The sequence below is a fragment of the Devosia equisanguinis genome (assembly GCF_900631955.1).
Taxonomy (GTDB): Bacteria; Pseudomonadota; Alphaproteobacteria; order Rhizobiales; family Devosiaceae; genus Devosia; species Devosia equisanguinis.
In genome coordinates this window covers 18,909-31,038 of the sequence record NZ_UZWD01000020.1, presented here as the reverse complement: position 1 = coordinate 31,038, position 12,130 = coordinate 18,909, and the positions used below count along the sequence as shown (strand labels likewise).

Annotated in this window: 10 protein-coding genes; 2 read left to right on the top strand and 8 right to left on the bottom strand. The window is 65.1% G+C overall.

The features are described from left to right. Window positions 1-86: 86 nt before the first annotated feature. Complete coding sequence (locus DEVEQU_RS06495) at window positions 87-1,745, bottom strand: MBL fold metallo-hydrolase RNA specificity domain-containing protein (RefSeq protein ID WP_126149774.1); 1,659 nt, start codon at window positions 1,743-1,745, stop codon at window positions 87-89. A gap of 122 nt (window positions 1,746-1,867) precedes the next feature. Between DEVEQU_RS06495 and DEVEQU_RS06490 the strand changes: the two genes are divergently transcribed. Further along, entirely contained in the window at window positions 1,868-2,218 is a 351-nt protein-coding gene (locus DEVEQU_RS06490; RefSeq protein ID WP_126149773.1) for a DUF1428 domain-containing protein, read from the top strand. 183 nt (window positions 2,219-2,401) lie between these two features. On the opposite strand, the gene DEVEQU_RS06485 is transcribed toward DEVEQU_RS06490, so the two are convergent. The 7 genes from DEVEQU_RS06485 to DEVEQU_RS06455 all read right to left on the bottom strand — a co-directional run bounded on the left by DEVEQU_RS06485 (window position 2,402) and on the right by DEVEQU_RS06455 (window position 10,908). Beyond that, the gene (locus DEVEQU_RS06485; RefSeq protein WP_126149772.1) at window positions 2,402-4,279 is read right to left on the bottom strand and encodes an ABC transporter ATP-binding protein; all 1,878 of its coding nucleotides are present in this window, start codon (window positions 4,277-4,279) and stop codon (window positions 2,402-2,404) included. A 62-nt stretch (window positions 4,280-4,341) separates the two neighbouring features. Next, window positions 4,342-5,133 carry a DUF1684 domain-containing protein gene (locus DEVEQU_RS06480; RefSeq protein WP_126149771.1) on the bottom strand — a complete coding sequence of 264 codons (792 nt, stop codon included), beginning with the start codon at window positions 5,131-5,133 and terminating at the stop codon, window positions 4,342-4,344. A gap of 5 nt (window positions 5,134-5,138) precedes the next feature. Next, the gene (locus tag DEVEQU_RS06475) at window positions 5,139-5,891 is read right to left on the bottom strand and encodes an ABC transporter ATP-binding protein (protein ID WP_126149770.1); all 753 of its coding nucleotides are present in this window, start codon (window positions 5,889-5,891) and stop codon (window positions 5,139-5,141) included. Then, window positions 5,888-6,697, bottom strand: coding sequence for an ATP-binding cassette domain-containing protein (locus DEVEQU_RS06470; protein WP_126149769.1), 810 nt, complete (start codon window positions 6,695-6,697; stop codon window positions 5,888-5,890). The genes DEVEQU_RS06475 and DEVEQU_RS06470 overlap by 4 nt, the downstream gene beginning before the upstream one ends. Further along, window positions 6,694-7,545 (bottom strand): ABC transporter permease, encoded by an 852-nt coding sequence (locus DEVEQU_RS06465; protein WP_126149768.1) that lies wholly within the window; start codon window positions 7,543-7,545, stop codon window positions 6,694-6,696. Before DEVEQU_RS06465 ends, DEVEQU_RS06470 begins: the two co-directional genes overlap by 4 nt. Beyond that, a complete protein-coding gene (locus DEVEQU_RS06460; RefSeq protein WP_126149776.1) occupies window positions 7,542-8,504 on the bottom strand; it encodes an ABC transporter permease in 963 nt (320 codons plus the stop codon). Before DEVEQU_RS06460 ends, DEVEQU_RS06465 begins: the two co-directional genes overlap by 4 nt. 97 nt (window positions 8,505-8,601) lie before the next feature. After that, window positions 8,602-10,908 (bottom strand): Tex family protein, encoded by a 2,307-nt coding sequence (locus tag DEVEQU_RS06455; RefSeq protein WP_126149767.1) that lies wholly within the window; start codon window positions 10,906-10,908, stop codon window positions 8,602-8,604. A 199-nt stretch (window positions 10,909-11,107) separates the two neighbouring features. Between DEVEQU_RS06455 and DEVEQU_RS06450 the strand changes: the two genes are divergently transcribed. Then, window positions 11,108-12,118, top strand: coding sequence for an ABC transporter substrate-binding protein (locus tag DEVEQU_RS06450; protein WP_126149766.1), 1,011 nt, complete (start codon window positions 11,108-11,110; stop codon window positions 12,116-12,118). The last annotated feature ends 12 nt before the right edge of the window (window positions 12,119-12,130 follow it).

Below are 12,130 nucleotides of genomic sequence, written 5' to 3'. Positions count from 1 at the left end.
CACGCCCAAGCCGGCATCCGCCCTTGCCTCTTGGCTCGGGGGCTCGGACCTGTGTAAAACCCCCCGCGTACGGGGGGCGGGGCGCCTTATTCGTCGAAGGATTGGGTTTCCACCGGGGTGACTGGGGTGGGAACCGGCGGCGGGGTGGGTTGGGCGCCGAGGGTAGAGAGCTTGTCTTGCAGGCTTTGCATGAGGGTAAGTTTTTCGGCGTCGCTGAGCGATTGCAGGCGCTGGCTGAGGCGGATGGTGAAGTCGGAAAAGGCATTGTGCCAGTCCGAGGGGAGTTGTCTGAGATCGACGCGACGTGTTTCGGGAGCGCGGGCCGCCTGGATGCCGGTAACGGTGAGTTCGAAATAGTCGTCAAGTTGGGGCAGGATAACCTGATCGCCGCCGAGTTCGCGGGTGGCAAGGATGGCATCGCGCAGGGCGTGGCGTTCCTCGTCCTCGCCATGGGTGAGGAAGAGCGCGCCATGCGCCGGCAGGCGCTTTTCGATCCAGTCCATCAATTCGGAATGGTCGGCATGGGCCGAGTAATTGCCCATGGCGCGAATGGTGGCGCGCACCGGCACCAGGGTGCCATGGATGCGCACTTCCCTGGCGCCCGATAGAATGATCTGCCCCAGCGTGCCCGGCGCCTGATAGCCCACGAACAGGACGGTGGCATTGGCGCGGATGAGATTGTTGCGCAAATGGTGTTTGATGCGGCCGGCATCGGCCATGCCGGAGGCCGACATGATGATGGCGCCGCCCTTGATGGCATTGAGGGCCTTGGATTCTTCCACATCTTCGATGATGCGGAAGCGCGGATCGTTGAACAGCTCGTCGGCGCTGAGCTCGGTATCCTCGAACATTTTTGCATATTTGCGATAGACGCCGGTGACCTTGCTGGCCAGGGGACTGTCGAGCACGACGAGACGCGGGTCGATCTCGCCATTGCGGATCAACACGCCGATATCATGCAGCAGTTCCTGGCTCCGCTCGACTGCGAATGCGGGGATGATGAGATTGCCGCCACGCGCCATGGCCAGGTTGATTTCGGTCTTCAGCGCCTCGCGGCGCTCGATCAGCGTGTAATCGGCGCGTTCGCGCCCGCCATAGGTGGATTCGCACAGGATATAATCGAAATCCGAAGGCCCTTCGGGCTGGGCATAGAACACCTTCTCGTCCGGGCCGATATCGCCCGAGAACATCAACCGCACCGGCTTGCCCCCGCCATTGCTGACCTCGACCTCGATGGAGGCCGAACCGATGATGTGGCCGGCATTCCAGAAGCGCGCGCGCACGCCCGGGCCGGGCGTGATCCATTCGCCATAGGCAGTGGTGTTGCGGTGCCGCAGAGCTTCCTCGGCATCTTCCATGGTGTAGAGGGGCTTGGCGGGCAGATCGCCGCGCCGGTTGCGTTTCTTGGTCTCGCGCTCGGCCTCGCTTTCCTGGATGCCGGCTGAGTCGGGCAGCAGATATTCGAGCAGGCCCGAGGTCGGCTCGGTCATCCACATCGGTCCGCGCCAGCCTTCGGCATAGAGTTTCGGCAAGAGGCCGGCATGGTCGATATGGGCATGGGTCAGGAGCAGATAATCGATCTGTTTCGGATCGAAGGGGGTGGGCTTGAGATTGAGGTCGCGCACGCTCTTATTGCCCTGGAACAGGCCGCAATCGACCAGGAACTGCCCCAGGGGATGCACCACGCGATAGCAGGAGCCCGTCACTGTTCCGGCCGCGCCATGGAAATGCAGGGTGACGGTCATGGCGGGTTCCTTATTTTGTCCTTGGGTGTCGAGACTAGCGCTTCCCATTCGTCGAAGTCGAGGCGGGCGCTTGCAGACGGGTGCCCGGCCGAACGTTCGATCAGCCAGATGAGGAGACCAAGATGACCTATGTCGAAGGTTTTGTAGCGGCGGTGCCGCGCGCGAACAAACAGCTCTATATCGACCATGCGCGCCCCGGCGCAGAACTGTTCCTCCAGTGGGGCGCCACCCGCGTGGTCGAAAACTGGGGGGATGACGTTCCACCGGGCGAGCAGACCGACTTTCAGCGGGCGGTGCAGGCCAAGGACGATGAGGTGATCGTCTTTTCCTGGATCGAATATCCCGACAAAGCAACCCGCGACGCGGTGAAAGCGCGCATGATGGAGGATCCGGCCATGGACACTATCCCGGACATGCCCTTTGACGGCGCGCGGATGATCTTCGGCGGCTTCGCGACGCTGTTTTCGGTGTAGCGCTGTGGGCGGTTCACACTTTTTCTGGAAGGGCCCTATTTGAACCCTTCGTCAGATTTGTGTCGTCCCAAGCAGATGTCACCCCGGCGAAGGCCGGGGTCCATTCTGAGATCTCGACATGGATCCCGGCCTTCGCCGGGATGACATGGGTTTTGGCGTTGGTTCGGTTCAGACTGCAGCACCCTAGCGATAGCCGGCGGCTTGCAGGTCGAAGAGTTCGGCATAGCGGCCGTGTTGGGCCAGCAATTGCTCATGCGTGCCGGCTTCGAGAATGGCGCCATTGTCGAGGACGAGGATGCGGTCGGCCATGCGCACGGTGGAGAAGCGGTGGGAGATGATCACCGCGCTCTTGCCCTGGGCCAGGCCCTTGAAGCGGGCGAAGACCTCGGCTTCGGCCTTGGCGTCTAGGGCAGCGGTGGGTTCGTCGAGAATGATCAGCTCGGCGTCGCGCATATAGGCGCGCGCAATGGCCACCTTTTGCCACTCGCCGCCCGAGAGGTCGCGGCCCTGCTTGAACAGGCGCCCCAATTGCTGGTCATAGCCCTTGGGCAGCTTGGCGATGACGCCATCGGCCAGGCTCTGCTCGGCGGCGCCTTCGATGCGCGCCTGATCCTCGCGCGCGGCGATGCGGCCGACCCCGATATTGTCGCGGGCCGAAAAGCTGTAGCGGATGAAATCCTGGAAGATCACCCCGATATAGGCGTGGATTTCGGCCGGCGCCATGTCGCGCAGGTCGATGCCATCGACGGTGATGCGGCCCTCGCTCGGGTCGTAGAGACGGGTCAGAAGTTTGACGATGGTGGTCTTGCCGGCGCCATTTTCGCCCACCAGCGCCAGGGTTTCCCCAGCCGGCAGGGTGAAGGAGAGATTGCGGACCACCCAGTTCTCGGTCTCGGGATAGCGGAAGCCAACGCCCTCGAAAACGATGCCCTGCCGGATCGGGGTGGGGAAGGGTTTTGGATTGGTCGGCGGCAGGACGGTGGGCTCGATCTCGAAGAAGGAGAAGAGATCGTCCAGATACATGGACTGGCCGGCGATCTGGGTGAAGCCGAGAAGGATCTTCTGGAACAGCCCGTTGAGGCGGAGGAAGGAGCCGGAGAGGAAGGCGAGATCGCCCAGGGTGAAGGCGCCGGTGACGGTGCGCCAGACGATATAGGCATAGGCCGAATAATAGGCGAGGCTGGCAATGGCCGAGAACAAAGCGCCCCAGCTGGCCCGCAGGATGGCGACGCGCCGGTTTTCGAGGAAGATGTCGTGCGCCAGCCGGCGGAAGCGGCTGATGAGGTAATCCCCGAGGCCGAAGAGCTTGACCTCCTTGGCGGTTTCGGCGCTGGCCCCGATATGGCGCAGATATTCGAGCTCGCGCCGCTCCGGCGTGCGCCAGCGGCTGAGCATATAGGCCAGGGTATTGAAGCGGGTTTCGCCCCAGATCGAGGGAATGAAGCTCAGCGGCAGCAGCAGGATGAGCCAGGGCGCATAGACGAAAAGGCCGGCGGCGAGGGTGAGGACGGTGAGAATGTCCTGCGCCTGGCCGAACATCTGGCTCAAAAGCGCATTGCGGCCGGCGGCCTGGCGGCGGGCGCGCTCCAGCCGGTCCTGATATTCGGCGCTTTCGAAATGCATGAGATCGAGCCGGGCGGCATGGGCCATGAGCTCGACGCTGACCTGGTTGGAATGCAGTTCGGAGAGGATGGAATCGACGAGACCCGTGGCGCGGGCAATGATGTCATTGGCCAGCACCAGGCCGAATTCGAGCAATAGGAGCAGGAGGATCGGCTCGAGCAGGCCGGCATTCCACCAGTCGAGAATGCCGGGGCCGGGCGGGGTAATGGCGGTGAGGCGCACGACTTCGTCGACGATGAGCTTTGCCGCATAGAGCACCGCCACCGGCTGCAGCGCCGCGATGAGGCGGAGACCGATGCTGGCGGCGGTCAACGGGCGGCTGGTGCGCCAGATCTGCGCGACCAGGCGCCCGAGATGCGCCAGGTTCTTGAGGCGCTCGCGCAGGGATGGGGTGTCGTCGGAAAGCGGTGGGGGGCGGCGCCCGGGGAGGTCGGTCATGATCGCCAATGTAAGGGCTCGCCCCTATTGCTGGAATAGGGGCGAGAACCGATTTGATCGGATCAGTGGCCGTTGGCCAGGCGCTTCTCGCCCGCTTCAATGCGGATAGGCAGCACGTTTTCGGCCGGCGGCATCGGGCAGACGGCAAAATCGGTGAAGGCGCAGGGCGGGTTGATGGCCTTGTTGAAGTCGAGAACGATGGAGGTCTCGGTCACGTCTTCGCCGAAGACGAAGCGGCAGGCGGCATAGGTGGTGTCCTTGGCCGTCTGGTCGCGGATGACGAATTGCGGGCTTTGCGGCGTGCCATGGGTGGCGAGCAGCTCATAGGTGACGCCGTCGCGGGTGAAGACCGCTTTGTGCGAGGCCTCGACCGAAGTCTCGATGGCCTTGGACGTGGTTATGGTGAGGCCCTTGGGGATGTCGAGCTTGATCCAGTCGGCCACGATGCGCCAGCTGGGATCGAGCGGGAAGTATTCGAGGGGCGGCAGGGCGTCGGGAGCCGTGGAGGCCGTGTCGCGCACGCGCAGCGCGTTTTCACCATTGAGGGTGGTGACTTCGAGCAGCAGGTTTTCGGCGGTGAAGCGTGGGGGATTGTATTTGCTGAGCACCAGCTTGATCGGGCTGTCGCCATTGGCGGGTGCATAGGTGACATTGCCCGCGGCGTCCTGGGTCAGCGTACCGACATGAGCGGGGCCGGTGGGCAGGATGATGTCGTTATCCTCGGCACTGCCGACCGAGACCGTGCCTTCGGAGAGCCAGTCGCGGGCGATGATGTTGAGCCAGCCATCGGGCGCCTTGAGGGCGGCGAGGCGGCGAGCCTGCCATTGGGCATAGTCGGTGGCGTAGTCGGTCATGATCATCAGTCCTTGAAGGAAAGGCGGGGAACGCTGGCGAGGAGGCGCTGCGTATAGGGATGCTGGGGCGCGGCAAGCACGGCGGCGGTGTCGCCCTGCTCAACGATGCGGCCCTTTTCGAGAATGACGATGCGCTTGCAGAGGGCGGCAACGACGCCGATGTCGTGCGAGACGAAAAGGAGGCTCATCGAGGTGCTGAGCTGAGCCAGAAGGTCGACGATGCGCACCTTGGTGGTGAGATCGAGCGCACTCACCGCCTCGTCGGCAAGCAGCAGGCGCGGGCCCGGCACGATGGCGCGGGCAATGGCGATGCGCTGGCGCTGGCCGCCGGAGAACTGATGCGGATAGCGGTCCGCCGCGTCAGGAGAAAGGCCCACGGCGTCGAGGGCCTTGGCGACCATCTCTTTGTGGTCACCCTCGATGCGCAGCGAACGCAAGGGCTCGGCGATGATGGAGAAAATCTTCTGGCGCGGATCGAGCGAGGAATAGGGGTCCTGAAACACCACCTGCGCCTGACGGCGGAAGTGGCGCATGAAGGCGCGGTGGCCCGGATCGAGCAAGGCGCCGTCGAAGCGGATTTCGCCGCTATCGGGTCGGGCGAGCCCGAGCAGCAGGCGCAGGAGCGTGGTCTTGCCGGAGCCGGATTCGCCCACCAGCCCGACACTGTCGCCGGGCGCGATGGCAAGACTGACGCGATCAAGGATCGGCCGCTCGGCCGTATAGGCGAAGCTGACATGTTCGACGCTGACGAGGCTCATGGGCGCGCTCCCATGGCGTCGTCGAAACTGCGCGCTGCAGCGAGGAGGCTTTTGGTATAGTCGTGCTGCGGCTGGGCGAAGACCTCGGAGACCGGGCCGGCTTCGACCGCTACGCCCTGGCGCAGAACGACGACACGCTCGACGGTATTGGCGACCACCGGCAGGTCGTGGCTGATGAACAGAAGCGCCATATCGCGCTCGCGCGCCAGCCGGTCGATCAGCATGAGAATTTCGGCCTGGGTGGTGACATCGAGGGCAGTGGTCGGTTCATCGGCGATCAGCAGGTCGGGACGGCAGGCCAGCGCCATGGCGATGGCCACGCGCTGGCGCTGGCCGCCTGACATTTCGTGGGGATAGGCCCGCGCCAGCCGCGCCGGATCGGGCAGGGCCACGTCTTCGAGCAAGGCGATGACCGCCCTCTCGAGCGCGGCGCCGCTTAGCGGGGCGCCATCGCGCCTGGCGCGGCGGGCCAGGGGTTCGGCAACCTGCCGGCCGGCGCGCATGAGGGGATCGAGCGCTGTCAGCGGCTCCTGAAAGACGATGGCCACGGCCTTGCCGCGCAACTGATTAAGCGTGTTTTCCGGAGCGCCGATCACCTGCTGCCCGGCAAGCATGACCGAGCCGCTGGCGGAAAGGCCGAGTGCGAGGAGGCCGGTTGCGGCGAGGGCCGACAGCGACTTGCCCGAGCCCGACTCCCCGATCAGCCCCAGACGCTCGCCGCGACCGAGACTGAACGACAGCTCTGTGACCAGCGGCTTCTCGCCGGCATGGACGCTGAGGCCTTTGATGTCGAGCAGCGCGCTCATCGGCCAGACCTCGTGGGATCGATGCGTTCGCGCAGGCCATCGGCCAGCAGATTGACGCCGATGGCCAGCGACACCAGCGCCAGACCGGGCGCGATGGCGCCGAGCGGGGCGGTATAGACCGTGCCCTGCGCTTCCTGCAGCATGCGGCCCCAGGAGGCATTGGGCGGCGGCGCGCCGAGCCCGAGATAAGAGAGCGAGGCTTCGGCAATGACGGCGAGGCCGAATTGCAGGGCGAAATTGACCGAGAGCGTCGGCCAGATATTGGGCAGGACGTGGATGAAAACGATCTTCGGCCAGGACGAGCCGGAAGTGCGCGCGGCGGTAATATAGTCCATCACCAGCACGCGCTTGGCGAGGATGCGGGTCAGCCGCGCCACGATGGCCGAGAGCGCGATACCCAGCGCCAGAATGGCCGACCAGAGGCTGGCGGTGTCGCTGGCGGCGACCACCAGCATGGCAATGAGCAGGGTGGGGAAGGCGATGAGAATATCGAGCGTGGCGGCCAGCGCATCGTCGAGCCATTTGCTGGCAAAGGCGGCGAGAATGCCCAGCGTCACCCCGATAGTAGCGCCGATGGCAACAGCGCCGATGCCGACGGTCAGCGCAATGCGGCTGCCGATCATCAGCTGGGTGAAGAGATCGCGGCCCAGCCGGTCGGTGCCGACCCAATGGGCAAGGCTGGCGCCTTCGAGCCGACCGCCGGTAAAGGCGTTTGGATCATAGGGCAGCCAGACCAGACTCAACAGACCGGTGACGACATGGAGGCCCACAAGCAGCACGCCGAGCCAGAGAAGCCAGCCGGTGGCGCGCTTGCGGCGGGGGGCGGCGGTGACAGCTATCGTGCTCATGCCTCGGCCCCCGAACGGCCGCGCAGGCGCGGGTCGATGAGGCGCTGGGCGAGATCGGCGGCAAAGCCGATCAGCAGTACCAAAAGGGTGGAGACGAAGAGCACGCCCTGCACATTGGGATAGTCGCGCTGCTGGATAGCCAAAAGCAGCATTGAGCCCAGGCCCGGCAGAGAAAACACCCGCTCGATGACCACGGCGCCGAGAAAGGTGGTGGCCAGCTCGATGCCGAGAATGGAGACCACCGGCACCGCGCCATTGCGCAGGCCATGCTTGAACAGGGCCTCGGGAAAACTGGCGCCCAGCGCCCGGGCGGTGCGCAGATAGTCGCTGCCCAGCACGTCGAGCGTCGCGGCGCGCACATAGCGCAGCAGCGAGGCCCCCATGACGAGGCCAATGGTGAGGGCCGGCAGGATCATGCCGGTGGCGGCCTCGGACAAATTGCTCCAGCCGCGCAAGGGAAAGCCGCCCGAGGGCAGCCAGCGCAGATTGATGGCGAAGAGGGTGACGAGGAGAATGCCGACCCAGAACACCGGAATGGCAATGCCCAGCTGCGAGATCACCGAAATGGCAGCGCCATACCAGCGATCTCCGCGCACGGCAGCGACGATGCCCAGCGGCACGGCAAAGACGATGGCGAGGAGAAAGCCGAGAAAGGCCAGCGGCAGGGTGACCGACATGCGGTTGCCGATTTCGCCCAGCACCGAGGCGCGACTGACAAAGGACGTGCCCAGATCCAGCCGGGCGAGATTGCCGATAAAGCTGACGAACTGCACGGCAAGCGGCTGGTCCGACCCCACCTGGGCCCGCGCCGCTTCGATCTGCTGGGTGGTGGCGCCGACGCCGAGCAGGGCATTGGCGGGGTCGCCGGGCAGGAGGCGCAACAGCACGAACAGCACCACGGCTGCCATGAACAGCGAGACGATGAGGATCAGCGTGCGGCGAAGCGTATAGGCGAGAATGGTCGTGGTTCCTTGCGCAGGGACGGGCGCACAATAGCGGGGCAGCAAACGCAACGCCACCGGCTGATGGGCCGGTGACGCCTGTGGCGGCTTGCCGCTATTTGCGCTTGAACGCCTCGCTCAGCGCCGCGCCGAAAGAGCCCTGGCTCGAGCGCGGTTCTTCCTTGGACTTCGGCATGCGCACCGGCTTGTCGACGGGGCGGCGATTGGCGCCGGCTTCGGCGCGGGCGCTGCTCATGCCATCCCGACGCATGGTCAGCCCGATGCGCTTGCGCGGCACATCGACCTCGACCACGGTGACCTTGACCACATCGCCGGCCTTGACCACCTCGTGCGGGTCCTTGACGAATTTGTCGGCGAGTTGGGAGACGTGCACCAGCCCGTCCTGATGCACGCCGATATCCACGAAGGCGCCGAAGGCGGCGACATTGGTCACCGTGCCTTCGAGCTGCATGCCGGGGCGCAGGTCCTTGATGTCCTCGATGCCCTCGGCAAAGGTCGCGGTCTTGAAGGCGGGGCGCGGATCGCGGCCGGGCTTTTCCAGTTCGCTGATGATGTCGCGCACGGTGGGCAGGCCGAAGCGCTCATCGACGAAGACGCGCGGATCCAGCGCCTTGAGCGCCGAGCTATCGGCCATCAGCGTCCGCACGTCGCGCCCACAGGCCGACACGATCTTGCGCGCCACCCCATAGGCTTCCGGGTGCACCGAGGAGGCATCGAGCGGTTCGGACCCGTCGCGAATGCGCAGGAAGCCGGCGCTCTGCTCGAAGGTGCGCTGGCCCAGCCGCGCCACGTCAAGCAGTTGCTTGCGGCTCTGGAACGGGCCATTGGCATCGCGATGGGCCACGATGGCTTCGGCCAGAGAGGCGCCGAGGCCGGAGACGCGGGCGAGGAGCGGGGCGGAGGCGGTGTTGAGATCGACACCCACCGCGTTCACCGCATCTTCGACCACGGCATCGAGTGCCTTGGCCAGCCGGTACTGGTCGACATCGTGCTGATATTGGCCGACCCCGATGCTCTTGGGCTCGATCTTGACCAGTTCGGCCAGCGGGTCCTGCAGGCGCCGGGCGATGGAAACCGCGCCGCGCAGCGACACGTCGAGCCCGGGGAACTCGGCGGCTGCGGCTTCGGAGGCCGAATAGACCGAGGCGCCGGCTTCCGAGACGATGACCTTGAGCGGCTTGGGCGGGGGCATATGGCCGAGCATGTCGGCCACCAGCTTTTCGGTTTCGCGCGAGCCGGTGCCATTGCCGATGGCGATCAGCTCGACGCCATGGGCACGGATGAGCTTGGCCAGCTCCGCCTGGCTGCCGCTGACGTCATTGCGCGGCGGGAAGGGATAGACCGTGGTAGTGGCCACGAGCTTGCCGGTGCCGTCGACCACGGCGACCTTGACGCCGGTGCGGATCCCGGGATCGAGCCCCATAGTGGCGCGGGTGCCGGCGGGCGCGGCGAGCAGCAGGTCCTTGAGATTGCGCGCGAAAACGGCAATGGCCTCCTCGTCGGCGCGCTCGCGCAGGTCGCGCATCAGATCGAGCGAGAGATGCAGCGACAGCTTGATGCGCCAGGTCCAGCCGGCGACATCGAGCAGCCAGAGATCGCCCGGTAGCTTGCCGCCGACATCATAGGCCGAGGCCACCATGCGCACGGCCGGCTTGATGGCGGAGGTGTCGTCGGCGTCCACCTCGAGTTCGAGGCTCAAAATCTCTTCATTGCGGCCGCGCAGCATGGCGAGGGCGCGGTGGCTGGGGGTGGTGGCCCATTTCTCGAAATGGTCGAAATAGTCGGAGAACTTGGCGCCGGCCTCCTGCTTGCCCTCGACGACGCGGGAGCGCAGCACGGCGCGTTCCTTCATATAGGCGCGCAGCCGGCCCACCAGTTCGGCATTTTCCGAGATGCGCTCGGCGATGATGTCGCGCGCGCCTTCAAGCGCCGCCTTCACATCGGCGACCTCTTCGGTGAGATAGGCGGCGGCGAGATCTGCCGGCACGGCGGCGCGATCGGCGAGAATGGCTTCGGCCAAGGGGCCCAGGCCGCGCTCGCGGGCGATTTCGGCCTTGGTGCGGCGCTTGGGCTTATAGGGCAGGTAGATGTCTTCGAGCTCGGCCTTGGTGGGCGCGACGGCGATGCCAGCCTCGAGCTCGGGGGTCAGTTTGCCCTGTTCGCCGATGGATTTGAGAATCGCCTCGCGCCGGCTCTCGAGCTCGCGCAGATAGCCCAGCCGCTCGGCCAGGAGGCGCAATTGCGTATCGTCGAGACCGCCGGTGACTTCCTTGCGGTAGCGCGCGATGAACGGCACGGTGGCGCCCTCGTCGAGCAGCGCAATGGCGGCGACGGCCTGCTGCGGGCGGGCGCCGATGTCCTGGGCAATCAGAACCGCGATATCGGGCTTGGGGGCTTTCATGAGGTCCTCGCGGAATCGGTGGTCTCGATAGAGGCGACATAAACAGAAGGAGAACGCAAAGGGCAATTGCCACGTGGCATTTGCCCCAAGGCAATCGGTCACATCGCAGAGTATGTAGTTTTATTACGATTAACTTGACGTATCGTAGTTTTGCCACATAGCTTAACGTGCTCCAAGGGAGCCTTACGGGAGATAAGGTATGGCAAGGGTTCACTCACTCATTCTGGCTGCCGGCGCGGTGCTGGCTCTGTCCTCGGGCGTCAGCGCGCAGAGCCTGACGGTCTATTGTCCGATGTCCGAAGACGATTGCGCTTCGGTGCTCAAGGCCTTCGAGGCCGATAGCGGCATCAGCTCGAGTTTCGTGCGCATGGGCGCCGGCGAGGTTCTGGCCCGCATTCGCGCCGAGGCCGCCAATCCGCAGGCCGGTCTCTGGCTCGCCGGCACGGCGGATCTGTTCATCCAAGGCGGCAGCGAGGGGCTGCTCGAGCCTTATGCGGCCAAGGGGGTCGAGCGCGTCGCGCCCAAATATAGCAGTGCCGACAATGCCTGGACCCCGATCGCGATCTCGGCGATCGCCTTCTTCTACAATCCCGACTATCTCGCCGAACTCGGCGCTGAGCCGCCGACCAGCTGGGAAGATTTCGCCGACCCGGTGTTCAAGGATGCAGTGGTGCTGACCCATCCGGCCTCGTCCGGCACGGCATCTGTGGTGCTCGCCACCATGGTGCAGATCTATGGCGAAGACCGCGCCTTCGAAATCCTCAAGGCGACCGATCCCAATGTGCTGCAATATTCGCGCTCGGCCGGCGCGCTGACCCAGATGGTCGCCTCGGGCGAAGTGGCCATTTCCCAGTCCTTTACCCATGGGCTGGAAGTGGCGCTGGAGCAGGGCTATCCGATTGCCGTGTCGTTCCCCGAAGAAGGCACCGGCTATGAGCTGAATTCGGCGGCTGTCATCGCCAATGGCCCGGAAGAGCAGCGCGAGGCGGCCAAGGCCTTCCTCGACTGGGTGCTGACCGATGCCGGGCAGACGGCGCTGGGTGCGACCCATCGCGAGTCGGTCATCCCCGGCTTTGAAAACCCCGATCTCAAGATCAAGACCTCCGAGGTCAAGCTGATCGATTACGACGCCAAATGGGCCGGCGAAAACCGCGGACGCCTGCTGCAACGCTATGAGGCCGAAGTGCGCGACGCCTCCGCCGCGCAGTAACCCTAGCGAGGG

What these genes read in the sequence shown, in the direction of transcription:
- DEVEQU_RS06465 (WP_126149768.1), bottom strand. Translation starts at nt 7,545, where the DNA reads ATGAGCACGATAGCTGTCACCGCCGCCCCCCGCCGCAAGCGCGCCACC.
- DEVEQU_RS06450 (WP_126149766.1), top strand. Translation starts at nt 11,108, where the DNA reads ATGGCAAGGGTTCACTCACTCATTCTGGCTGCCGGCGCGGTGCTGGCT.
- DEVEQU_RS06495 (WP_126149774.1), bottom strand. Translation starts at nt 1,745, where the DNA reads ATGACCGTCACCCTGCATTTCCATGGCGCGGCCGGAACAGTGACGGGC.
- DEVEQU_RS06485 (WP_126149772.1), bottom strand. Translation starts at nt 4,279, where the DNA reads ATGACCGACCTCCCCGGGCGCCGCCCCCCACCGCTTTCCGACGACACC.
- DEVEQU_RS06470 (WP_126149769.1), bottom strand. Translation starts at nt 6,697, where the DNA reads ATGAGCGCGCTGCTCGACATCAAAGGCCTCAGCGTCCATGCCGGCGAG.
- DEVEQU_RS06475 (WP_126149770.1), bottom strand. Translation starts at nt 5,891, where the DNA reads ATGAGCCTCGTCAGCGTCGAACATGTCAGCTTCGCCTATACGGCCGAG.
- DEVEQU_RS06490 (WP_126149773.1), top strand. Translation starts at nt 1,868, where the DNA reads ATGACCTATGTCGAAGGTTTTGTAGCGGCGGTGCCGCGCGCGAACAAA.
- DEVEQU_RS06455 (WP_126149767.1), bottom strand. Translation starts at nt 10,908, where the DNA reads ATGAAAGCCCCCAAGCCCGATATCGCGGTTCTGATTGCCCAGGACATC.
- DEVEQU_RS06480 (WP_126149771.1), bottom strand. Translation starts at nt 5,133, where the DNA reads ATGACCGACTACGCCACCGACTATGCCCAATGGCAGGCTCGCCGCCTC.